This is a genomic window from Saccharothrix australiensis (assembly GCF_003634935.1).
Taxonomy (GTDB): domain Bacteria; phylum Actinomycetota; class Actinomycetes; order Mycobacteriales; family Pseudonocardiaceae; genus Actinosynnema; species Actinosynnema australiense.
The window spans coordinates 2,997,664-3,021,269 of sequence record NZ_RBXO01000001.1 but is presented as its reverse complement, the minus strand read 5'-3'; the positions used below and the strand labels follow the sequence as shown (position 1 = coordinate 3,021,269).

The 23,606-nt window shown below is 74.0% G+C and carries 13 protein-coding genes; 6 read left to right on the top strand and 7 right to left on the bottom strand.

The window, feature by feature from the left end; translation table 11 throughout:
• Positions 1-18 precede the first annotated feature (18 nt).
• Positions 19-7,275, top strand: a complete 7,257-nt coding sequence (locus C8E97_RS13945) for a type I polyketide synthase (RefSeq protein ID WP_121005559.1) — start codon at positions 19-21, stop codon at positions 7,273-7,275.
• Positions 7,276-7,280: 5 nt separating this feature from the next.
• On the opposite strand, the gene C8E97_RS13940 is transcribed toward C8E97_RS13945, so the two are convergent.
• Positions 7,281-7,928, bottom strand: coding sequence for a hypothetical protein (locus C8E97_RS13940; RefSeq protein WP_121005556.1), 648 nt, complete (start codon positions 7,926-7,928; stop codon positions 7,281-7,283).
• 94 nt (positions 7,929-8,022) lie between these two features.
• Between C8E97_RS13940 and C8E97_RS13935 the strand changes: the two genes are divergently transcribed.
• Complete coding sequence (locus tag C8E97_RS13935; RefSeq protein WP_170211828.1) at positions 8,023-9,639, top strand: aldehyde dehydrogenase family protein; 1,617 nt, start codon at positions 8,023-8,025, stop codon at positions 9,637-9,639.
• 142 nt (positions 9,640-9,781) lie between these two features.
• Here C8E97_RS13935 and C8E97_RS13930 read toward each other — a convergent pair whose 3' ends face one another.
• Positions 9,782-12,496 carry a tetratricopeptide repeat protein gene (locus C8E97_RS13930; protein ID WP_147455101.1) on the bottom strand — a complete coding sequence of 905 codons (2,715 nt, stop codon included), beginning with the start codon at positions 12,494-12,496 and terminating at the stop codon, positions 9,782-9,784.
• Positions 12,497-13,294: 798 nt separating this feature from the next.
• Here C8E97_RS13930 and C8E97_RS13925 point away from each other — a divergent pair.
• On the top strand, positions 13,295-14,197 hold the full coding sequence (locus tag C8E97_RS13925; RefSeq protein WP_170211825.1) for an alpha/beta fold hydrolase: 903 nt from the start codon (positions 13,295-13,297) through the stop codon (positions 14,195-14,197).
• Positions 14,198-14,306: 109 nt separating this feature from the next.
• The gene (locus tag C8E97_RS13920) at positions 14,307-15,524 is read left to right on the top strand and encodes a PP2C family protein-serine/threonine phosphatase (protein WP_121005545.1); all 1,218 of its coding nucleotides are present in this window, start codon (positions 14,307-14,309) and stop codon (positions 15,522-15,524) included.
• Positions 15,525-15,553: 29 nt separating this feature from the next.
• On the opposite strand, the gene C8E97_RS13915 is transcribed toward C8E97_RS13920, so the two are convergent.
• Positions 15,554-17,023: an aminotransferase class I/II-fold pyridoxal phosphate-dependent enzyme gene (locus tag C8E97_RS13915; protein ID WP_121005543.1), complete on the bottom strand. Its 1,470-nt coding sequence runs from the start codon at positions 17,021-17,023 to the stop codon at positions 15,554-15,556.
• 300 nt (positions 17,024-17,323) lie between these two features.
• Between C8E97_RS13915 and C8E97_RS13910 the strand changes: the two genes are divergently transcribed.
• Positions 17,324-18,025 carry a GAF and ANTAR domain-containing protein gene (locus C8E97_RS13910; protein ID WP_121005540.1) on the top strand — a complete coding sequence of 234 codons (702 nt, stop codon included), beginning with the start codon at positions 17,324-17,326 and terminating at the stop codon, positions 18,023-18,025.
• Positions 18,026-18,068: 43 nt separating this feature from the next.
• Entirely contained in the window at positions 18,069-18,209 is a 141-nt protein-coding gene (locus tag C8E97_RS34510) for a hypothetical protein (RefSeq protein WP_170211823.1), read from the top strand.
• A gap of 489 nt (positions 18,210-18,698) precedes the next feature.
• Here C8E97_RS34510 and C8E97_RS13900 read toward each other — a convergent pair whose 3' ends face one another.
• The 4 genes from C8E97_RS13900 to C8E97_RS13885 form a co-directional block, all read right to left on the bottom strand.
• Positions 18,699-19,319: a LysE family translocator gene (locus C8E97_RS13900; RefSeq protein WP_121005537.1), complete on the bottom strand. Its 621-nt coding sequence runs from the start codon at positions 19,317-19,319 to the stop codon at positions 18,699-18,701.
• Between the two features lie 4 nt (positions 19,320-19,323).
• Complete coding sequence (locus C8E97_RS13895; protein WP_170211821.1) at positions 19,324-20,901, bottom strand: B12-binding domain-containing radical SAM protein; 1,578 nt, start codon at positions 20,899-20,901, stop codon at positions 19,324-19,326.
• A 676-nt stretch (positions 20,902-21,577) separates the two neighbouring features.
• Positions 21,578-22,717, bottom strand: coding sequence for a carboxylate-amine ligase (locus tag C8E97_RS13890; protein ID WP_121005531.1), 1,140 nt, complete (start codon positions 22,715-22,717; stop codon positions 21,578-21,580).
• Positions 22,718-23,012: 295 nt separating this feature from the next.
• Entirely contained in the window at positions 23,013-23,504 is a 492-nt protein-coding gene (locus C8E97_RS13885; protein WP_121011476.1) for a hypothetical protein, read from the bottom strand.
• Between the last annotated feature and the right edge of the window lie 102 nt (positions 23,505-23,606).

The following is a 23,606-nucleotide window of genomic DNA, read 5'->3' as shown; positions in this document are numbered from 1 at the left end:
GTTGAACGATCACCGGTCATGTCGAACGAGATCGCGATCGTGGGTGTGGCGTGCCGGTTGCCCGGTGGGGTGACCGGCCTGGACGACCTGTGGCCACTCCTGGTCGAGGGCCGGGACGTGGTGGGCGACCCTCCCGAGGACCGGTTCGACACGCAGCGGTACTGGGACGCCAACCAGGTGCGGCCGGGCAAGTCCTACACCTTCGCGGGCGGCTACCTCGACGACCTGAGCGGGTTCGACGCCGAGCACTTCGGGATCAGCCCGCGCGAGGCGGCCGGCATCGACCCCCAGCAGCGGCTGCTGCTGGAGCTGGGCGTCGAGGCGCTCGACGACGCGGGCGTCGACCCGCGGGCGTTGGCGGGCACCGACACCGCCGTGTTCGTCGGCGTGTCGGCCATGGACTACGTCGGGCAGAACATCCCGACCCCGACGGACATCGGCCCGTACACCAACTCCGGCGCGGCGTTGTGCAACACGGCGAACCGCCTGTCCTACCACCTCGACGTGCACGGGCCCAGCCTGAAGGTCGACACCGCGTGCGCGTCGTCGCTGAACGCGGTGCACCTGGCGTGCGAGCACCTCCGGCACGGCGGCGGCCGGGTCGCGCTGGCGGCCGGGGTCAACGTCCTGCTCAGCCCGCTGACCTTCGTCGGCTTCGCCAAGGCGGGCTTCCTGTCGGCGACCGGGCGCTGCCGCCCGTTCTCCGCCGAGGCCGACGGCTACGCGCGGGCGGAGGGCGGCGGCGTGCTGGTGCTCAAGCGCCTGGCCGACGCGGTGGCCGACGGCGACCGGGTGCACGCCGTGGTCGTGGGATCGGGGACGAACAGCGACGGGCGCACCGCCGGGCTGGTGCTGCCCGGCGGCGACACCCAGGAGGCGCTGCTGCGCGAGGTGTACGCCCGCTTCGGGCTCGACCCGGACGACCTGGCCTACCTGGAGGCGCACGGCACCGGCACGCCGGTCGGCGACCCGATCGAGGCCAGGGCGATCGGGGCCGCGCTCGGCGTCCGCCGCACCGGCGCGCCGCTGCCCATCGGCTCGGTCAAGGGCAACCTCGGGCACCTCGAACCCGCGTCCGGCATGGCGGGGCTGTGCAAGGCGATCCTGGTGCTGCGGCACCGCCTCGTCCCGCCGACGCCGCACGCGAGCCCGCGCAGCACCGGGATCGACTTCGACGGCCTGCGCCTCGCGCCGGTCGAGGAGGCCCGGCCGCTGGACGGCGGGCTGGTCGGGGTGAACTCCTTCGGGTTCGGCGGCGCCAACGTGCACGTGGTGCTGGCCGCGCCGCCGCCGGAAGGCGAGCCGAGCCCGCCACCGGCCGCCGAGGTGCCGCTGGTGGTGTCCGCGCGGACCGAGGCCGCGCTCGCCGAGGCGGTGTCGCGGATGCGCGAGCGCCTCGTGGACTGCCCGGACTTCCACGACGTCGCGTACACGTCCTGCCGCCGCCGCGCCTGGCACGACCACCGGCGGGTGGTGCTCGCCGCGAGCGCGGAGCAGGCGCGGGAACGCCTCGCCCTGCCGGTGCCGCCGCAGCGCGGCACCGCGCGGGGCCGGGTCGCGTTCGCCTTCTCCGGGCACGGCGCGCAGTGGCACGGCATGGCGGTCGACCTGCTCGACGCCGAGCCGGTGTTCGCGAAGGCGGTGGCTGAGGTCGACGCGGCGCTGCAACCGCGGGTCGGCTGGCGCGTCGCCGACGAGCTGCGGGCGGAGCGGTCCCGCCTGCACGACACCGAGGTGGTGCAGCCCGTGCTGTTCGCGGTGCAGGCGGGCATCGCGGCCGTCCTCGCCGACCGCGGTCTGCGGCCGGCCGCGGTCTACGGGCACAGCGTGGGCGAGATCGCCGCCGCGTTCGTCGCCGGCGTGTACGACGTGGACCAGGCCGTGGCGCTGGTGGTGGCCCGCAGCCGCGCCCAGGGGCGCACCGCCGGGGCCGGCACGATGGCGGTGGTCAACCTCGACCCGGAGGCGGTCGGGCAGCTGCTGGATCGCTTCGCCGGGCGCGTCGAGGTCGCGGGGATCAACAGCGCGCGCGACGTGACGCTCGCCGGTCCCCGCGAGGACCTGCGGGAGCTGGTCGCGCTGCTCGCCGAGCGGGACGTCTTCGCCCGCCTGCTCGACCTGGACTACGCCTTCCACAGCGCCGCGATGGACCCGCTGCGCGAGCCGTTGGTCGAGTCGCTGGCGGGGCTCGCGCCCCGCGCGGCGTCGGTCGGGTTCGTCTCCGCGGTCACCGGCGCGCCGATCGCCGGCGAGCAGCTCGACGCCCGCTACTGGTGGCGCAACGTGCGCGAGCCCGTGCGGTTCGCCGCCGCCACCGACCACCTCGTCGCCGCCGGGTACGACACGATCGTCGAGATCGGGCCGCGCCCGGTGCTCCAGACCTACCTCAAGCGGGCGGCGGGCGAGGGCGTGCTCGCGGTGCTGGCCACCCTCACCCGGCACGAGCCCGGTCCGCGGGCGTTGCGCACGGCCGTCGAGTCCGCGCTGGCCGCCGGCGCGCCACCGCACGCCGAGCGGTACTTCACCCGGCCCGGCCGGGTCGTGGGGCTGCCCGCGTACCCGTGGCAGCGCGAGCGGTTCTGGTTGGGCGACAAGCACGCCTGGGGCGGCCAGACCGGGCCCGCCGACCACGTCCTGCTCGGCGACCGCGCCGCCGTGTCCGACCCGACCTGGCAGTCCACCGTGGACCCCGCGCGGCTGCCGTGGTTGGCCGGGCACCGGGCGGGCGGCACGCCGATCATGCCCGCCGCGGGGTACCTGGAGATGGGGTGGGCGGCCGGGCGGCTCGCGCTGGACGGCCCGGTCGAGGTGTGCGAGCTGCACATCACCAAACCCCTGGCCGCACCGGACGACGAGGCGGTGCTGCCCCGGATGCAGGTCTCGCTGTCCGAAGAGGACGGTGTGTTCCGCGTGGCCACCTCCACCGGCGGGAACGCGGCGTGGCGGACCCACGCCAGGGGCCGGGTGCGCCGCCGGGTGGGCGCCGCGCCGCCGCCGCTGGACCTGGCGGCGCTGCGGGCCGGGTTCCGCGCCCGCGGCGAGCACGTCGACCGCTCGGCCTTCTACGCCGAGAGCAAGCGGATCGGCCTCGACTACGGCCCCGACTTCCTGGTCGTCACGCAGGCGTGGGTGGACGGCATGGCGGTGCTGGCCGACTACGACTGCGCGCACCTGGACTTCACCGGCTTCCACGCGCACCCGGCCTGGACCGACGCCGCGCCGCAGGCCGCGATCCTGCTGGGGCGCGTGCTGGCCGAGCGGTCCACCGGCGAGGACTCCTACCTGCCGGTCGCGATCGGCGCCGCCCGGCTGTGGGGCGCGCCCGCCACCACCGGCTCGGTGCACTTCCGGTGCCGGTCGCTGTCGGACACCTGGGCCCGCGCGGACATCGTGCTCACCGACACCGACGGCGTGGTGCTGCTGGAGCTGCTGGACTGCCGGTTCGTCCGGGTGCCCGCGCCGGGCCAGCGGACCGTCCGGCGGCAGGTCACCGAGCTGCGGGCCGCGCCGCGTGGCCGCGCGCCGGTCACCGCCGGCCTGCCGGTGGCCGCCGACCCGCCGGACGCCGTCGACGTGCGCCTGGACGAGAAGTACCCGGAGATCAGGCGGCGGCGGTTGGCGGCGACCGCCGCGTTCACCGCGCGGGCCTTCAGCGACATCCTCGGCGGGGCCGAGGTGTTCTTCACCGACGACCTCTCGGCCGCCGGGGTGCGGCCGGAGTTCACCCGCCTGCTCGACGTGCTGGTCGACGTCCTCGTCGAGCACGGCGCGCTGGAGTGGCTCGGCGAGTTCCAGGGCCGGCCGCGGTGGCGGCTGAGGCCGGCCGCCGAGGAGCCGTTCGGGGAGCTGGTCGCGGACTTCCCCGAGCACACCCTCGACCTGACCCTGTTCGGCCGGTGCGGGCTGCACCTGGCCGAGCTGCTGCGCGGCGAGCGGGACGCGCTGGACGTCCTCTTCCCCACCCACGCGAGCGACACACTCGCCCACTACTACGACCTGCTGCCGTCGCTGCGCCCGTTCAACGAGGCCGCCGCGCGGGTGGTGCGGGCGATCGCCGAGGCGTGGCCGGCCGACCGCCCGCTGCGGGTCCTGGAGGTCGGTGGCGGCACCGGCGCGCTCACCGCGGCGTTGCTGCCGGTGCTGCCGCCGGACCGCACGCGGTACGTGTTCAGCGACGTCGGCGAGTTCTTCCTCGCGCCCGCCGCGGCCAGGTTCGCCGCGTACGACTTCGTCGAGTACCGCGTGCTCGACCTGAACGCGCCCGACGTCGAGCCCGGCTCGTTCGACGTCGTCGTCGCCGGGAACGCGCTGCACACCGCCAAGGACGTGCGCGCCGCGCTCGCCGGGCTGGCCGGTGCGCTCGACGACCACGGGCACCTGGTGTTCGTCGAGGCGCACGACCCGCGGGTGCTCGCCCTGCCGTTCGGCCTGCTGCCGGGGTTCTGGTCGATGACGGACGTCGAGCTGCGGCCCGACTCGCCGCTGCTGCCCACCGGGCGGTGGCGGGAGGTCGTCGCCGAGCAGGGCTTCACGGCCGCGCGCACCGTGCTGGAGCACGGCATGTGCTCGCTGACCACCGCGACGAGGGCGCCGCGCCCGGTGCCGCTGTCCGAGCCCGCGCCGGACGCCCCGGCGGGCCGGGTCGTGGTCGTCGCCGAGGACGAGACCGAAGCCGGGTTCGCCGCGGACCTCGTGGCGGCGCTGACCGGGTTCGGCGTCGACGCGGCCCGCGGGACGGGCGCCCCGGCGGAGTGGCTGGGCGGCACGTCGACCGACGTCGTGCTGGTGCTCGCCGACACCGGTCCCGACGTGGTCGCGGCGACGACCGGGCGGTTCGAGCTGATCCGGGCGCTCGGCGTGGCCTCCGGTGAGCTGCCCGGCGCGGCACGGGCGGGGCTGTGGCTGGTCAGCCGCCCGGCCGGGGTCAACCCGGCCCCGGATGCCGCCGTCGACCCGGCCGCCGCCGCGGCCTGGGGCGTGAGCCGCACGATCGCCGCCGAGTTCGGCACGCTGGAGGTGCGGCGGATCTCCGCCCCGAGGGGCGTCGCCGCGCACCGGTTGGCCCGCGAGGTGCTCGACCCCGGCGGCGAGGACGAGGTCGTGCTCACCGCGTCGGGCCGGTTCGTGCCGAGGCTCCGCGACCTGCCGCCCGCGCTCACCGACGCGGGCACGCCGTTCCGGCTGGTCGCCCGGAACGCCGGGCCGTCCTACCGGTTGTCCTGGGTGGAGACCGAGCTGCCGGTGCCGGGGCCGGGCGAGGTGCTGATCGAGGTGCGCGGCGCGGGCATCAACTACCGCGACGCGCTGCTCGCGGTCGGCCTGCTGCCCGCCTGGGTGGTGGGTTCCGGCATGGCCGGCACCCGGCTGGGCGGGGAGTGCGCGGGTGTCGTGCGCGCCGTCGGGCCGGGCGTGACGCGGTTCCGGGCCGGTGACCTGGTGGCCGGCTTCGTCGCGGGGTCGTTCGCCTCGCACGTCGTGGCCGACGAGAACTTCATCGCCACCATCACGAACGGGTTCGACCTCGTCACGGCGGTGACCATGTCGGTCGCGCCGGTCAGCGCCTACTACGGGCTGTGCCACCTGGCGCGGCTCGCGCCGGGCGAGGTGGTGCTGGTGCACGGGGCCGCGGGCGGCGTCGGGCTGGCCGCGCTACAGTGCGCCCGCGCCGTCGGCGCGACGGTGATCGCCACCGCGGGCACCGAGGAGAAGCGGGACTTCCTGCGGCTGCTGGGTGTGCCGCACGTGTTCGACTCCCGCAGCCTGAGCTTCGCCGCGGACGTGCTGGCCGCCACCGGCGGCGAGGGCGTCGACGTCGTGCTCAACTCGCTGGGCGGCGAGTTCATCACCCGCAGCCTGGAGCTGCTGCGGTTCGGCGGCAGGTTCGTCGAGCTGGGCAAGCGCGACCTGTACGGCGACCGCAACGTCTCGTTGCGGCCGTTCCGCAACAACATCAGCTATTTCGTCGTCGACATCGACCAGTTGGGCAAGCACCGCCGAGCGGCGATCGCGGACGCCTACGACGAGCTGATGGAGCAGGCTCGCGCGGGCACCTACCACGCGCTGCCGCACCGGGTGTTCCCGGCCGCGCGGATCGCGGAGGCGTTCCGGTCGATCCAGCACTCCCGGCACATCGGCAAGCTCCTCGTCACCTTCGACCGGCGACCGCCGGTGGAGCGCGCGAGGCCGGGCGCGTTCCGGCCGGACCCGGCGGGCACCTACCTCGTCACCGGCGGCGCGGGCGGGTTCGGCGCGGAGACCGCGCGGTGGCTCGCCGACCGGGGAGCCCGGCGCCTCGCGCTGGTGAACCGGCGTGGCGGCGCGGCGCCCGAGGCCGCGGCGACGGTGGCCGACCTGACCGCGCGGGGCGTCGAGGTGTCCGTGCACGCCGCCGACGTCACCGACGAGGCGGCGATGCGGGCGGTCGTGGCCTCGATCGACGCGAGCGGGGCCCCGCTGCGCGGTGTGGTGCACGCGGCGATGGTGCTCGACGACGCGATGGCCGTCGACCTGACGCCCGATCGGTTCCAGGCCGTGCTCGCGCCGAAGGCGGCCGGCGCGGCGGTGCTGGACCGCGTGACGGACGGCCGGGAACTCGACCTGTTCCTGATGTTCTCCTCGGCGGGCGCGGTGTTCGGCAACGCCGGGCAGGCCGCCTACACCGCGGGCAACCTGTTCCTGGAGGCGCTGGCCCGCGCCCGCCGGGCCCGCGGGCTGGCGGGGCAGGCGATCGCCTGGGGCGCGCTGGACGAGGTGGGTTACGTGGCCCGCACCGAGGGCGCGGCCAAGACGGTCACCAGGGCGGGCCTGGCGCTGCTCCCGCTGCGCCGGGTCCGCGAGGCCCTCGACGACCTGGTCGGGGGTCCCGAGGTTGTGCTCGTGTGGAGCCACGACGGTCAGTTCCTGCGCAGGCTCTACCCGCACCTCACCACACCGCGCCTGGGTGAGCTGACCGGCGGCGACCTCGACGCGGACGACGAGCACGACGAGCTGGTCGAGAAGCTGCGGACGGCGCCGCTGGAGGAGGCGATCGCGCTCACCGCCGACGCGATGGTCAAGACGCTGTCGGAGATCCTGCACGTGGCCCCCGAGCGGATCGACCGGAGCAAGCCGCTCGACCAGCTCGGCGTCGACTCGCTGATGGGCGCCGAGCTGGTCGGCAAGATGCGGCGCAGGCTGGGCCGCGAGATCCCGATCATGCGGGTGATCGCGAGCGGCGGCCTCGACGACCTGGCCCGCTCGCTGGTCACCCACTTCAAGAGCGAGGACGAGAAGTGACCCGCTCAGCCCACCGGCTCGGGCCGGTAACTGCCTTCCCCGGACACGTGCGCGATGACCGTGCCCAGGGTGAAGACCGGATCGCCCAGCACGTCCTCGAACACCTCCAAGGTCTCCCGCGTCGGCCGCACCGGGATGTCGGACACCCGGACGACGGTGGGCCTGCCGGGCAGGGACGGCGCGGCGGGCAGGCCGGGCTGCACCACGACGCGGCCCTCGCCGACGTCCCCGGTGGAGACCGGGGCCTTCGGGTACGCCCGGCCGTCGACGGTGCGCTCACCGTGCGCGCGGGGATCGCCGCTCTCGCGGGTGATCGCCTCCAGGACGACGCGGTGCTCGTCGGTCCGCACACCGAAACCGCCGTCGACCTCGCCCTGGCCGTCGGTGAACGCGCCGTCCACCAGGGCCGAGCGCAGGGGGAGCCGCACGCTGTGGCGGGCCGGGTCCCCGACCATCCTCGCGGGTGCGACGGCGAACGGCGTGCCGCCGAACTGCTCCAGGCGCGCGAGCGCCGCGTCGGTCCAGTCGATCCGGACCCAACCCTCCTCCAGTGTGACGACCGAGCGGCCCAGGGCGCTCGCCTGGGCTTGGAGCTGGCCGAAGAGCGGTGCGGCCAGCGCACCGGCCAGGAAAACACGTCGCTTGATGGTCATCGGGCCCTTCCTCGTTCGTGGTCGCGAGAGTCCCGATGATCGCGCACATCCTGCCCATTCCCGCCCCGCTACACCCGAAAGTAGGACAGTCCACATGACACAGACGCAGCCGCGCGCGGACGCCCGGTCCTTCCCGCTCTACATCGCCGGCGAGCGGATCGACACCGACGAGCGGGCGTACGGCATGAGCGTGCGCTCGGTGCTGGAGCCGAACGGCCACGACACGGCCGCGCTGCTCCGGTTGTTGCGCGAGGGCACCGAGGAGGAGGTGCACGCGCACCCGCACGTCCTGTGCTCGGTCTCGCTGTCCACAGTGGAGCACGGTGAAGCGGCGCTGGCGGCGGCCTCCGCCGCCGCGCCGCTGTTGCGCGCCATGCCGCCGGGCGACCGGCTGCGGTGCGTGCGGGACCTGCACGCCGGGTTCTTCGCGCACCGCGAGGAGATCGCGCGCATCCTGCGGATGGAGGGCTGCCCGAGGGTGCTCGTCGAGGCGCAGCTCAAAACCGTGCTCGACCTGATGCTCCCCGAGTACCTCGACCTGGCCGCGACCATGCTCCGCCAGGAGGTCGCCGCGCCCCGGCACCGGATCGTGTTGCAGCGCCGACCGGACGGCGTGGTGTGCGTCGACCCGCCCGCCAACGCGCCGCTGTACGGCCTGATCGCCACCCTGGTGCTGGTCGCGGGCAACGCCGTCGTGATCCGCGTGCCGCGCAGCTGCGCGACTTCCTTGAGCTACGCCCTGCACGAGGTGATCATCCCGGTGTTCGAGGCGCACGGCGCGCCACCCGGGGCGATCAACGTGCTCTGCGCCGACTTCGAGACGACCATGCGGCAGTGGCTGGACAGCCCGTCGGTGGACACCATCTACTACTTCGGTTCCAGCGACTACGGGCTCGCCCTGGAGCGCAGGTGCGTCGAGCGCGGCAAGAAGGCGATCCTCGAACTGTCCGGCAACGACGGCGTGCTGGTCTGGCGGGACGCGGACCTGGAGCACGCCACCGCGGCGCTGCTGGAGTGCTTCTACGCCTCGGGGCAGGCGTGCATAGGCCCGAAGTACGTCATCGCGCACCCGGACATCGCCGAGGAGCTGCTGACCCGGCTGGCCGCCGAGGCTTCGGCGTTGCGACCGGGTGACCCGGAGACCTCCGACACGGTGCTCAGCCCGGTGCTGCGGGCGACCGCGTTCCGACGCGCTCTGGACGAGGCGCTGCACGCGGGCGCGGTGAAGGTGTGCGGCGGCGCCCGGATCGGGCTGGACGGCGAGCCGGACCCGAACGGGCTGTTCATCGAGCCGACCGTGCTGCGCGTCGACGGGTTCGAGCAGGCGGAGACCATGCCCGCGGTCCGCGACGAGAAGTTCTTCCCGATGCTGTCGGTCGTGGTGCCGGCGAACGGCCCCCGGCTGCTGGACGACTGCCTCGGCTTCCTCGACCGCAACCGGTTCGGCCTGCGCAACTCGTTGTGGGCCGAGGACGCCACCGTGGTGGAGCGGTTCACGACCGAGCTGTCGAACGGCGGTCTGCTGAAGGTCAACGACTCGCACATGGCCAACACCCCGTACCTGCCGGGGCTCGGCGGCACGGGCGCCAGCGGTGGCACGCACGGCGAGGCGGCGTACCCGATCCTGCGGGCGAGCCGGTTGCAGGCGGTCGCGATCGCCACGTCGCGGGTGCACCCCCGCGACGCGGTGCTCGGCACGCCCGCGCCCTGACCACCCACGAATCCACCCGGCCGTGGCGGCTGCGACGCCCACACGTCGCAGCCGCCCGTCGTGCGACGTTCACGAATCGCGGCACCAGGCCGATCGGCAGGCTCCGGGCAACGGGCAGGACGGTCGTGCCGGTCCGGCGGCTTCAGGTGCCGTCGCGACCGAGCCGGTCCAGTTCCTCGACGATGGCGCGGTAGGTGTCCGGCGCGAGTTCGACGACGCGGTGGACGACGTCGATCCACCTGCCGATGGTGAGGGCCCGAGCGTATTGCACCCGGAACGGGAGAGGTGACGACCCCGCCCACAGCGGCGGCGCTCCGCTGCGGACCACCGGTGTCCGCTCGTCCCTCGGCTCCAGCCCGGACGGGTTCCCGATCCGTTCCGCCACCTCGGTCAGGGTCCTCACGCGCTCGGGCAGCGCCAGGCTCGTGGCCCGTTCGCCGGCGCGCCGCGCTCGGGTGTTCATGTGGTCCTGGGTGGTGTGCAGCGTTCGGAGGAGTTGCTCCGCGGTGGGCCGATCCCCCATGTCGGCGGCGGTGCGGAGCATGGGGCGCAGCATCGCCGCTCGCTCTTCGAGGTCGTCCGACCCGGTCGCCAGTGCTATCGCCTCGTCGAGCAATTCCTTGTCGCGTGTCGCCCCCGCGATGAAGTCGAGCGCCGTCGCGCGCTGGGTGGTGACCGTGGCCGCGCGCGCGAGGCGGACGGCATCGGCCTCGTCGCCGCGGGCGAGGAGGACCCGGATCATCTCCATGCGCGGTCGGCGCTGCCACGCCGGCCTGGTGACCCGGCCCAGCGCGTCCTCGAAGCGGTGGAGGTCGCCTACGCAGGCGAAGCCTTCGGCGAGCCGCTGCCAGGCCGCTGCGCGAAGGTCGCTGTCCTTGAGCGAGTGCGCCAGCGGTTCGGCGCGGTCCAGGTCGCCGAAGTCGGTGAGGACGTCGATCCAGCGCAGCAGCACGCGTTCGTCGATGTCCGTCGACGTCGATCGCGCGGCTTCCTCGATCGCGTCGACGAGGCGTTCGGCTCGGTCGGTCTCGGCGCGACGACAGAGCGCCATCGCGACTGCGAGTACCCCGGAGAAGTCCTTCTCGGGGAGGATCCGGGAAAAGGCGAGCGCTTCGGCCTTGTCGTGCTGTCCCGCTTCCGCGGTGGCCACCGCGGTCATCCTGACGACGGACCTCCGGAGTGCTCCCGCCGGGACATCCGGGAGCGCGGCTTCGGTTTCGGCGATGAGGCGCCTCGCTCGACCGGTCTCGCCGTGCCTGCCCGCCGCGATCGCGACGGCCGCGAGCCGCGCGCACCGGTACCGCGCTCCCTCGGCGGTTCGGGCGAGTGCTTCCGCTTCGTCCAGCTTGCCGTCGCCCGCCAGCGCCCAGGTGATGTGCGACAGCGCGTCTTCACGCTCCTCGTCGTCCGCGCGTGCGGCGGCGAACGCCAGCGCCGTGTCGATGAAGCCACCCTGGCCGAGTTTCGTCACGACCGCCGCCACGGCTTCGCGGGTCCGCAGTTCGTAGGTCTTGTCGGGGTCGGTGGCCATGTCGGCGAGTTCCGCCGCTCGTTGCCGGTGGCCCAAGGACGCCGCGGCGGCAGCCATCGTGGCGTACACGAGGGCGTTTTCCTTGGCGTCGGCCTTGCCGAAGAACGTTGGGCGTTCCGGTCTCGACGCGAAGGCCCGCTCGGCCTCGTGGTACCACTGCTCGGCGTGTTCGCGGTCGGAGACGGACAACGCCACTTGGGTCACGGAGGCGTACACGTGGGCCTTGTCGACGGCGTTGGAGAGGTTTCCGACCACCCGTCGGACGCGGTCGTGGTCCTGGATCTTCGCCGCCGCATCGGCCAGCTCACGGTGCAGCCATTCGCCCCAGTACTGGTTGAACGCGGAGATCAACGCCTCGGCCTTGTCGAGCAGCCCGGCCGCATGGCCGGCATCACCCGCGCGATGCAGCGCCGTTGCCGTCCCCACGAGCGCACGCGTGCGCACCACGGGGTCGCTGATCAGCATGATCAGCTCCTCGGAGCGCTCCCGCCTGCCGACCACCGCCTGCGCCTCCGGGAGCCGTTCCGGTATCCAGGCTCCGCTTTCCTGAAGGCTGTTGCGGTGCACCGCAAGACGGGCGAGCGCGGGGAGATCCGGGTCCTCACCGTCGAGGAAGACCGCCTGTGCGACCTCGATCTCGCCCAGCGAGCCCTGGTGGTGGCCGAGGACCGTGTAGGCGACCTCATGCCTGCGAGGGTCGGTGACGTGCTCCAGGAGACGTTGCCTGTCACCGGTCGCGGCCAGCGTGGCCGCATGGCCTTGCAACAGGTACCTCGGTGTGTCGGGCGGCCACCCGCGCAGGCGGTAGGTGCTCGCCCAGTCGTGAAGTCGCTCGTGGTAGGGGCGCAGCCGAGAACCGAGCATTTCGACGGCCAGGACGTGCAGTTGCTCGTGTGCGAGGAGGTGGACCGGAGGATCGCCGGGACGGTGGGTGAAGCTGCGCCCGACGGTGGAGCGGAGCTCGTCCTCGACCTGCCATGACGAAGCTCCCGTGAGCTCCACCAGGTCGTGCGCGGACAGGCCGCCACCTGCCGCGGTCACGAAGCCGAGCAGGTCCTGCTGGAGCTGCGTGCCGCGCAGCAGCCGTTTGAGGTCTCGCGTCATCGCGTCACGCACGGCGATCGCCTCCGGTGAGGGGGACAGTCGTTCGACCCGGGCGCGGGTGCGCAGCGGGTGGTCCACCGGGACGTCGTCCGGCAGTCCGGGGTCCGGGCGCCCGGCCACGACCACCCGGACGCCGTGGCGCGGGAGGAGCGCGGCGATGCTGTGCGCGTCGGGCGACCCGTCGAGCCCGCGGTCCTCGTCCAACCCGTCGACCACCAGCACGAAGTGCTCGCCCCGCCGGTGGACCCGGTTCGCCACGTCGGCGAGCAGCCGCCGCAGGTGCGGTTCGCGCGTGCCGTCGGTGAGGTCGGTGCGGGGAGGGAGTCCCGCGAGGTCGTGCAGTTGGTCCAGGACGTTGTCCACGAAACCGCGCCGGTCGTTCTGCCCGGGCAGCCGGGAGGTGACGAAGAACGACACCGGACGCACACCTTCCGGCGGGTGCAGGACGAACCACGACAACAACGCGGACTTGCCCGACCACGCGTCCGCTCGCCACCACAAATAGCCCTCGGCGGTCGATTCCGAAGTGCAGAACGCCTCCAGGAGCGACAACTCCTCCTCCCTGCCCACGAGGCTTTCCGGCGCCAGTGCCCGCACCTGGAACAGATAGGCGGACCGGACAGGCCGTGCGGAGCCCACGTGGACGCCGCCCACCACGACGCCCGCCTGCACCACCGGTCCGCTCACCGGGCCGGACACTTCGTTGCCCCACACCACGTGCTCATGGTCCCGCTGTGCGGCGTCCCCCGACAGGGTCGGCCGGATGAGCCTCACGGACCAGCAGTGACCGGACCGCTGCTCGTGCACCGGGGCCGCCCATGGCGCTCACTGCCGAGTCCGGCCCGGCGGACCCGCACGGTCGGGGAGTCGCTTCCGTGCTCGCCCTGTTGACCATGATCGCCGAATCGACTATACATGCAGACATTGCAATGTGTTGATGAGCGTGGATCCGATGGTGGGCATGGCGCTGTGCCGGTGCCGAGGCGTCGACCTCCGTCGTCGGTGCGCGGGGTGCCGGCCGTGCCCGCGATCGGGCGGCTGCGGGCGTGCGCGCGACCACCCGGCATCCCCACGCGGCGGCGAGGAGAGGACCAGCGGGTGCGGACGATCGAGCAGCGAGCGGCGGAGTTCGACCGCGTCCACGCCGCACGGGAACTGGGCGACTGGCGGTACTACACCAGCGGCGGCGGGGAGAGCGGGGAGGCGGTGCTGCTCCTGCCCGGCGGCGCGGGCATCGGCATCAGCTGGGTGGACCTGGCCCTCGCGCTGCACCCCGCCTACCGGACGACCACGGTGGACTACCCGCCCTCCGCCACCACGCCGGGCGAACTCGTCGACGGCGTCCTGGACGTCCTCGACGCCGAGGGCATCGACCGGGTGCACGTGGTCGGCCAGTCCGCCGGCGGCATGGTCGCCGAGGTGCTCGCGCAGCGAGCGCCCGACCGGGTCGCCTCGCTCGTGTTCACCGGGACCGGGCTCTACGGCCCGGAGGACGTCGACCGGCTCGCGGGCAAGGTCGCGGCCATCCGGAACACCCCGTGGGAACACACCCTCGACACCGCGCGGGCGGCCTTGCGCACCGCTTGGCGGCAGTCACCCGAGGCCGACTTCTGGATCGCGCGGGTCGACACCGCCTACCGGAGAGCCGGCCGGGACGGCCTCGCGAACTCCTACGCCGTGCTGCTCGACATCGCCCGGCACTCCGGCGAACTGCGCCCCGCCCGGCACTGCCCCACCCTCGTGCTCGCCGCCGACGACGACCCGCTGATCACCCCGACCCAGCGGCAGCGCCTGCTCGACCTGCACCCCGACCACGAACTCCGCGTCTTCCCCGACGGCGGCCACTCCCTGCTCCTCACCCGCACCGCCGACTACGTCGCCGAGGTCACCCGGCACCTGCGCGAGGCAGCGCCACCGGCGTGACGCCACCGGCGGCCGGGGTGCGGCGACCGCGCGACGCCGGAGGAGGTCCGGCCGGGCGGCCGGTTCACCGGGTCGCGCCGAGTGGTGGCCACGTGGTTACCCTGTTTCGATGACGGAGCGGGCGCTGGCCTGGCACGCGGTGTTCAGCCGGATCGTCGACGAAGCGCACATGGCCGGCGGCGACGAGCTGGACGGCATCGTGAACGGCGCGACGGCCGCGGTCGGCGTGTCGGTGCGGCTGTACCTGGTCGACCTGGCGCAGCAGCGGCTGCACCCGGTGCGGGCCGGGGACGGACCGTCGCCGGCGGTGGACGGATCTCCGGCCGGGCGGGGTTTCCGGCGGTTGGAGGTCGTCGTCGAGGACGGCGCGCCGCCGTGCCTGTGGATGCCGGTGCTCAACGGCACGGAACGGCTGGGCATGGCGCGCATCGAGCTGGCCGCCGACGCCGACCCTGGCGACCCGTGGCTGCGGGAGCAGTGCTGGGTGCTGGTCGGCTTGATCGCCCACCTGGTGACGAGCAAGCAGAACTACGGCGACCTCTTCCACCTGGTGCGCCGCACCAAGCCGCTGTCGGTGGCGTCCGAGCTGCTGTGGCAGCTGCTGCCGCCGCAGACCTTCGCCTGCGACCGCATGGTCGTCACCGCCGCGCTGGAGCCCTACGACCGGGTGGGCGGCGACGGCTACGACTACGCCGTGGACGCCGGCCACGCGCACGTGGCCCTGTTCGACGCCACCGGGCACGACCTGCACGCGGGACTGACGACGGCGGTGGCGCTGGCCGCCACCCGCAACGCCCGCCGCGGCGGTCTGGGCCTGGTCGAGGCGGCCCGGCTCGCCGACCAGGCCATCTCCGTGCGCAACGGGCAGGACCGGATGACCTTCGCGACCGCCGTCCTGGCCAGGCTCGACCTGGACAGCGGCCGGTTGCACTACCTCAACGCCGGGCACCCGCCCCCGGTCCTGCTGCGCGACGGCCGGATGGTCAAGCTGCTGGACGCGCCCGTGCGCGTGCCGCTGGGCCTGGGAGCCCTCGGCGGGACCGGTGCGCGGCCCGCCACCGAGCAGCTGCGGCCCGGCGACCGGGTGCTGTTCCACACCGACGGCGTCACCGAGGCACGCAGCCCCGACGGAGCCCTGTTCGGCCTGGACCGCCTCGTCGGGCTCACCGAGCACCACGAAGCCGCCGGGCTGCCCGCCCCGGAAACCCTGCGCCGCATCGTCCACGCCGTGCTCGAACACCAGCGCGGACGCCTCCAGGACGACGCCACCCTCCTGCTGCTGGAGTGGACGACCACCGGGCAGCTCGCCCTGTTCCCCGTGATCTGACGGGGCGGCCACCCGGCCGACCCGACGCGTCAGCGCTCGTGGGCCACCACCCGGAACGTGGTCAGCTCGGGGTCGGCGGGGTCGGGCAGCTGCATCCCCGCGTGGAAACCGGAGCGCACGTAGTCCACGACCGCCTGGTTGATCACCTCGCCCGGCAGCACGGCGGGCGCGCCGGGCGGGTAGGGCGTGACCATCTCGGCGCTGATCCGGCCGACCGCCCGGTCCGCGGGCACCTGCTCGACGGCGGCGAAGAACGCGTCGCGCGGCAGCATCGCGGTCTCCAGCTGGAGTTCGTCCGGCGTGGGCAGGTCTACCGGTTTCGGCGCGGGCATCCCGTCGGCCGCCTCGACCAGCGCGCCCAGGGCGTCGAGCAGCACGCCGGCGGTGCGGTGGTCGTCGGCGTGGGTGAACTGCGCGACGACGCGCCGGTGGTCGGACAGCCCGACGGTGACGCGCCGGTGCTCGCGCAGCCAGTCGGCGGCCTGGTAGCCGCTGATGCCCAGCTCGTCCAGGTCGATGACCATCTTCAGGGGGTCGAGGGCGTGCGCGAGGCGCGCTCCGACGAACTCGGCCTCGCCCATGACGCGCAGGCCGGGCAGGTCACCCATCGCGGCGCGGGTGGCGCGCGCGAGCGCGAGGGTGGCGGTGAGCAGTTCCTCGCCGTGCTGGACCATGTGCCGCCGCCAGCCGTCCAGGGTCGCGTAGACCAGCGAGGTGGGGCTGGTGGTGGCGAGCAGGTCCTCGCGGGCCTTGAGCACGTTGGGGTCGACCAGGTCGCCCTGGAGGTGGAACACGGAGCTCTGCTCGACCGCCGCACCGGACTTGTGCACGCTGGTCACGACGACGTCCGCGCCCGCGTCCATGCCCCACTGCGGCAGGTCGGGGTGGAACGGCAGGTGCGCGCCCCACGCCTCGTCCACGATCAGCGGCTTGCCGAACTCGTGGCACACCTCGGCGACGGCCCGGATGTCACCGCAGGTCCCGTAGTCGTTCGGGGTGACCAGGAGCACGCCCTTGGCGTCGGGCTCGGCCCGCAACAGCTCCCGCACCTCGTCGGGGCCGGGCGGGTGGGACAGGTGCCGCTCGGCGTCCCAGTGCGGCGACAGCCACACCGGGCTCACGCCGCTGAGGATCAGCGCGGACACGACGGACTTGTGCGCGTGCCGCGGCACGATGATCTTCTCGTGCGGACCGGCGACCGAGAGCATGGCGCTCTTGACCGACAGCGAGCTGCCGCAGGTGGAGAAGAACGCGTGCTCCGCGCCCACGGCGTCGGCCATCAGCCGCTGGGCCCGCTCGACGACGCCCTGCCGGTTCGCCCGGTCGTCCAGGCCGTTGACCGGGATCACGTCCGAGGCGAACACCGCCTCGCCGACGACCTCCAGCACGCGCGGGTCCGCTCCGCGCCCCTGGCGGTGACCGGGCGGGTTGAACGGCGTGTAGCCCTGGTCGTGGAACGCCTGCAACGCTTCCAGCACGGGTGCTTCGCTGTGGTCCATGCCGGTGGAGTAACCACAACGGGGCCACTTGAACGCACGAGCCGTGCGACCTCGGCCATCGTGTGCGCGTGGGTCCGCCACGTCCACGAACGACCGGGGCGGATCATCCGCGGTACGGCCACGGGCGTGAGGTCAGGTGTGCGGTCGCGCGTCGAACGGGGATAATCGGATGCCCTGGCGCCTCCGGACGGGGCCGGGGCGCGTCCGCGAAGTACCGCGTTCGTGCGCGAGGTCACCGAGGCGGTGGTCGAGGCTCCTGGGCGGTCCGGTGCGTCGGCTTCCCTGCGGCAGCGAGGACGGGTGTTGGACGGGCAGCGTCGGGACCGGTTGGCACGGGTGGTCGCGGAGCACGTGGCCTCGCCCGGCCGCACGGAGTGGGCGCGGGCGCTGTGCGAGGTCTGCGTCCACGCCCTGGCCGGGGTCGACGCCACCGCGGTGACGTTGCGCAGCGGTCACCGGGCGCAGGAGCTGCTCGCTTCGAGCGACCGCTGGGCCGGTGCGCTGGAGGAAGCCCAGTACACCGTCGGCGAAGGTCCGGGGGTCGAGGCGTTCGGCACGGGCGGGCCCGTGCTGGTGGCGGACCTCAGCGCGGCCCGGTCGAGGTGGCCGGGGTTCGCGGACCTGGCCGAGGAGGAGGGGCTGGCAGCGGTGTTCGCCTTCCCGTTGCGGCTCGGTGGCACCACGCTCGGGACGCTGGACCTCTACCGCCGCCGACCGGGCGGCCTGTCGCCCACCGTGCTCGGCGACGCCGCCGTGCTGGCCGACCTGACGGTCCTGTGGCTGCTCGACCACAGCGACACCACGGGTGGCGGTGTGCGCGTCGAGGTCTCCTACCAGGACGTCAACATCGCCACCGGGATGCTCGCGGCACAGCTGCGGATCAGCCTGGAGGACGCCTTCGCCAGGCTGCGGGCGCACGCCTTCGCGAGCCGGAGGTCGGTGCTCGACGTCGCACGCGACGTGCTGGCACGTCGCCTCCCCCTCGACCAGCTCGCGGACTGACCCGCCACCGCGCCGCGCCGGGAGCGGTTCGTGTGCTGCCGAGGTGGCCGCTCCCGACCGGATCGCCGCCGTGTCGAGCGAGATCACGGCGAAGGTGGTCGACGGCGGTGACGCCGAGGCGGTGCTGCGCATGGCCACGACCGCGTGCGCCCTCGACCTCGACCCCGACCCGGGGGCCGGCTAGCGCCCACCCCAGTCCGGATCGGCCCGACCGTCGGCCGCCGCGTCCACCACCGCCGCCACCGACCCGCCACCTCCGGCACGGAGATCCGCTGGCACTGCCGCGTCCCGCGCGCCGGCTGCCGGCCACCGACCCGGAGGACCCGGAGCTGCGGCTGGCGTGCGGGGCGGCGGTGCGGGCGGAACCGGGCGCGTGGACCGGCCCACGGGTGGACGACGGCGTGCCGCCCGCCTCGACCGGGGTGCGCCCCGCGCCGCAGGACGAGTGGGCGCTGCGCGACTTCCAGGCCGCCGAGCGCGCGCCGGGGGCCGCCGGGTCCACCGTCGCCGCCACGATGAACAGCGTCACGGAGGCGAAGACCGGTTCGGTGGCGAGGTGGTGCGGCCACCGCTCGGCATCGCGCTCGGTGAGGCGGTTCGCGGTGACCGCCCGCGCTGTGACGCGTTGCAGGCCCTCGGCGAGGTCGAACCGGTGGACGCCACCGCACGCGCGTCAGATGACCGCGGCGATGGTGCCGACGCCCAGTGCGCACAACGCGACGGAACTCAGGCCCGCCAGCCCGCGCGACACCCGGGGCCGGCGCAGCCACCCGACCGCCCTGGCCGCGCCGGCCACCAGCGCCGCCAGCCAACCGAACGCCACCACCGCGTCGACCAGGCCGAGCACCATGATCGTGCCCACGGCGATGGCCTCGGCGGGCAGGAACTGCGGCACCACCGCCAGGAAGAACAAGCCGACCTTCGGGTTGAGCAGGCACGAGAGCACACCCGACCGGAACGACGGGCCCCACCGCGACCGCACCGGTCCCCCACCGCCCGGGTCGACCACCTCGTCGCGGCGGAGGAACCCGACCACCCCCAGGTACAGCAGGTAGAGGCCGCCGACGACCTTCACCACGAGGAACGCGGTGGGCGAGGAGCGCAGCAGGTCCGCCAGCCCCAGCGCCACGGCCGCCGCCCAGAACAGCGAGCCGATCGCCGACCCCGCCGCCGCCAGCACGCCGAAACGAGGGCCGGCCAAGCCGTACCGCAGCACGAGGAAGGTGTCCGGTCCCGGAGCGATGGCCAGCAGCAGGCACAGGCCCGCGAACCCGAGCAGCGCCGTGCCGGTCATGCGCTCACCCGCCGATCGTGACGCCGAGGCCCTTGCCGTACCGGCGCACTTCGGCGCGCGCCGCCGCGAGGTCGTCGAGGGTCAGGCCGGGCATCACCGCCTCGACGTAGTCCGCCATCGCCGACTCCCGGTCGATCAGGTCGGTGTCGCGCCACCGCCGCGCCAGCTCCTCGTGCCGGTTCCGGTCCGGCAGCGTGACACCGAGTTCCCGCGCCCGCGCCAGCGCGCCGGCCGGGTCGAGCAGCATCTTGAAGTCGAGCGAACCCGGTTCCGGTGACAGCACCTCGACGTCCAGCGACGCGATGCTGCCCACGCCGGAGTCCAGCATCGCCTTCATCGAGTCCACGTTCTCCCGCAGCAGCCGCTCGTCCATGCCGAGGTGGCCGACGACGAAGCCGACCTTGAGCAGCAGGCCCGCGTTCTCGGCCGACTTCAGCGCACGCACGTTGTGGTCGAACATCTTCTCCGCCCCGAACGGGGAGTTCGCCTCGCGGATCGACACCAGCGGCTTGTTCATCGCGCGCAACGAGGTCGGCGTGCCCGCGTCGAGGCCCACCATGAGCTGGCGGACGCCGAGCGACCGCAACGTCGTCGCGCGCCGCTCGTCGGACAGCCCGTCGGCGCGCGCGTAGCCGACCAGCACCGGCCGGTCGTCCTCGGGCAGCGCGCTCCACCAGCCGGGCGGCGCGGCCGCCATCCCGCGCAGCAGCTTCCCGAACGTCAGCGGCAGCTCGTCCGAGGTCAGGTAGAGGTAGTCGAAACCCTCGTCGTGGGCGGCGCGGACGACCTCCCAGGCCGTCTCCGCGTCCGGCACCGAGTTCCGCCACAGGCCGCCGAACTGGATCGAGCAGAACGAACACGCGTCGTCGCGGGCGAACTTGATGCACCCGCGCCCGATCTCCACCGGCACCCCGGCGTGCACGCGGCGTCCGGTGAGCTCGTGGAACGTGGGCGAGACGCGCTTGGCGAAGTTGTCGCGGTACAGCCGCGAGTGGTCGAAGCCGCGGTCGATCAGGGAGTAGTCCAGCGCGGTGTAGATCGGCTCCGGGCGCTGGGCCTCGCCGCGCAGTTCGCCGTCGCGGTAGGCGAGCAGCCCGGCGTAGCCGCCCGCCGGCTCGCGCCCCTGCGCCAGCGCGGCGACGAACGCGACGAAGCCGCCGACCACCTCGTTGCCGACGAACGCGTAGTCGATCACCCCGCGCCGGGCGGACATGCACTCCCGGGGCAGCGCGGTGATGTGGTCGTTGCCGAAGATCGTGACGATCCGGGGGTTGATCCGCTTCGCCGCGCGGCACAGGTGCAGGCCGGCTTCGTAGGTCGCGGTGAGGGCGCTGACGCACAGGGCCAGGATGTCGCCCGCGTTGTCCTCGACGTAGGCCGGCACTTCCGGCCAGGGCATCACCGTTCCGTCGAGGTAGACGGGTTCCACGCCGGGCACGGCGCGGAGGGCGGAGGCGAGGGTGAGCACGCCGAGGTTCGGGAAGTCCGACCAGTCGGTGTGTTCCTCCGGCCTCGTCACCGTGCACGAAGCGCCGTCGATGACGGTGTTGGAGTTCGGCGGGCTGACCACGAGCACTTTCACTGCCGCACGACCTTTCGCGACCCCCGGACAGCGGTCGACGCGCGCGAACGGGGACGGCGTTGTGCTCGCGACCCGCGCGAACACCCCTTCCGAGGATGTCCACCGGACTTCGACGCGTCAAGGGACAGGCGCGTCCTCCGGGCCAGACCCATCACCCGGTCGTCGTAGCACCGGTGTCGAGGCCGCGGCGCCACCGGCCGGATCACGGGTCGAGCGTGGTCCGGGCAGGCCGGTCCCACCTGCGTCGGGCGCGCCCGGCCGGCATCCCCGCCCACGAACTCCGCGCCGTCCGCGTGGGCCCGGCCGTGCGGTCGATCCCGGCCTGCACGTCGTCCTCGGAGAGGATCACGCGGAACAGCTCCGCCGCCGCCCCCGTCCGTGGTGGGCGACATCGACCGCGCGGAGACCCGGCCCGGCCGGGAGTTCCCCTCCGATCACCGACCCGGTCCGCCTCGACCAGCGCCGCACCGCCACCGACCCTGGCACGTCGGTCGATCGACCAGGTGCCGGGCGCACACCGCCTTGACGTGATCACGGCCCCGACCAGCGGCCGGGCGTGGCCGACCGACTACGCGGGCGACCCCGCCGGTCCCGGCTCCGCCACGCCCCGGTCGTCACTGCCCGGCCGAGGCCGGGGGTCGGTGCGCGTACGCCGGCGCGAGCGTCGACCCGACGATCACGCGGCGGTTTCCGGCAGCCAGTCGTGACCGGTGTCACGGGTCAGGACCGCCACCACGTCCTCGATCCGCCCGCGCTGCCGGAACGCCCGCCGTTGGCGGACGGCGCCGTTGCCGTTCTGGAGGACCTTGGTGAGCAGGGCGTTGACCGCGTGCAGCTCCCCGCTGCGGCGCAGGGCCGGCCGGACGTGGCGCAGCAGCCCCCGCACCAGGTGCGCGGCCGGCACGCGGCGGTTGCCGAACAGGTCGACGCCGTCGCCCTCGATGCCGTCGTGCGCGGCGCGCCAGTAGGCCGCGCGCAACGCCTCGGTGGTGACCGGCAGCCCCCGCTCACCCCGGCGCACCGCCTCCAGGGCGGTGCCGACCAGGGCGCGCACCAGGGCGGCGAGCAGGATCGACTCGTCGACCGTGGCGGGCACGTCGGAGACCCGGACCTCGACGGTGGGCAGGTGGTCGGAGGGCCGCACGTCCCAGTACACCATCGCCGGGTCCAGCACCGCCCCGCTGTCGACCATCGTGGCCAGCACGGCGTCGTAGTGCTCCGCGGACGTGAAGTACGGCGGCGCGCCGGAACACGGCCAGCGGCTGTTGAGCACCGACCGCCAGCTCGCGCAGCCGGTGTCGACGCCCTGGTGGATCGGGGAGTTCGCGGTCAACGCGAGCAGCACCGGCAACCAGGGCCGGAGGTGGTTGCACACCTGCACCGCGGTCTCGCGGTCCGGCACGGCGACGTGCACGTGACAGCCGCACACGCCGTGCTCGGCGGCCAGCAGGCCGTAGCCCTCCCCGATCCGCCGGTAGCGGTCGGAGTCGCTGAAGGGCTGCCCCATCGGACCGGTCAGGGGCACGCCGACCGCGAGCAGCCGCGCCCCCGCCTGCATGGCCGCCGCCGCGGCCGTCGACCGCGCGGCCAGCAGGTGCCCGCGCACCTCGCGCAGCGTGCGGCACACCGGTGTGTTGCTCTCCACCTGCACCCTGGTCAGCTCGGGTTGCAGGTCCGCGCCCAGCCGGTTGGCCGCCTCGACGACCTCCCCGGCCACCGGGACGGGCAGGCCGCTGTCGTCGACGACCAGGAACTCCTCCTCCACACCCAGGGTCGGCACGTCGGCGTCCGGAAGGGGCTGATCAGCGTTGATCATCGTGTCCTCATCGCTCGCTGGTGGTCAACACGCGGGTGCGCCCGCGGGCCGCCCTCACGCGAGCGTGACGACGGCACGATCCCGCACGAGGGCAGCCGCGTGGCTGTCGGCACACTGCTTGACCGACGAGAATCCCCTCGCGGCCCCGGTCGGACGAATCCGGGAGGCCGTCGAGGGGAGCCCGGAATACCACTCGGGAGTACGGACGAAACCAGGGAACCGACCCGACGCCGGCGCGAGCCCACGCGTCCCGAGCAGCCGCCTGTCCGGGGAACCGCCGTCCGGAGGTCGCGGGCTATCGCGGGCCGCGGGTGGCGAACGCGTCGGCGCCGGCGCGGACGCGGAAGGGTTCGAGGTCGGCGCGTTGCCGTGCGGCGCGGTCGATGAGGTGGTCGAAGTCGATGTCCGGCAGGCGTTCCCGGAGGCCCGCGAGGTCGCGCAGCGTCGTCCAGAGCTGCTTCTTGCCGTCGATCCCCATCGCGAGGAACTCCAGCTCCTCGAACCTGCTCAACGGCGAGTAGGACACCAGCCGGCCGTTGCGCTTGAGCCGGCCGAGGCGTTCGGCCCCGAACGCCAACCCGGTCTTGACGGGGTCGGTGCGCACGCCGAGCCGCCCCATGATCGCGCGGAACGTCTCGACGTCCTCCGCGATGGCCGCCGCGACGCCGCCCACCGCGACGCCGAGTTCGGTGCCGCGGTTGTTCCGCTGGGCACGTCGCGCCAGCTCGCGCCACAACACGCCCATCGCGAGCTGGTCCCGGAGGTAGATGCCCAGAAAGTCGTCCACGGGCACGAGGTACCCGTTCCGTCGCCCGCCGGAACCACCTCTCCCACGGGTGAACCGTTCACCTGGACCACGGCCCCGGCCGCCCTCTTCGGACGGAGGCGC

Bases quoted from the DNA above. Each gene is read 5' to 3' on its own strand.
- C8E97_RS13900 (WP_121005537.1), bottom strand. From the start codon at position 19,319: ATGACCGGCACGGCGCTGCTCGGGTTCGCGGGCCTGTGCCTGCTGCTG.
- C8E97_RS13935 (WP_170211828.1), top strand. From the start codon at position 8,023: ATGACACAGACGCAGCCGCGCGCGGACGCCCGGTCCTTCCCGCTCTAC.
- C8E97_RS13940 (WP_121005556.1), bottom strand. From the start codon at position 7,928: ATGACCATCAAGCGACGTGTTTTCCTGGCCGGTGCGCTGGCCGCACCG.
- C8E97_RS13915 (WP_121005543.1), bottom strand. From the start codon at position 17,023: ATGGACCACAGCGAAGCACCCGTGCTGGAAGCGTTGCAGGCGTTCCAC.
- C8E97_RS13920 (WP_121005545.1), top strand. From the start codon at position 14,307: ATGACGGAGCGGGCGCTGGCCTGGCACGCGGTGTTCAGCCGGATCGTC.
- C8E97_RS13945 (WP_121005559.1), top strand. From the start codon at position 19: ATGTCGAACGAGATCGCGATCGTGGGTGTGGCGTGCCGGTTGCCCGGT.
- C8E97_RS13890 (WP_121005531.1), bottom strand. From the start codon at position 22,717: ATGATCAACGCTGATCAGCCCCTTCCGGACGCCGACGTGCCGACCCTG.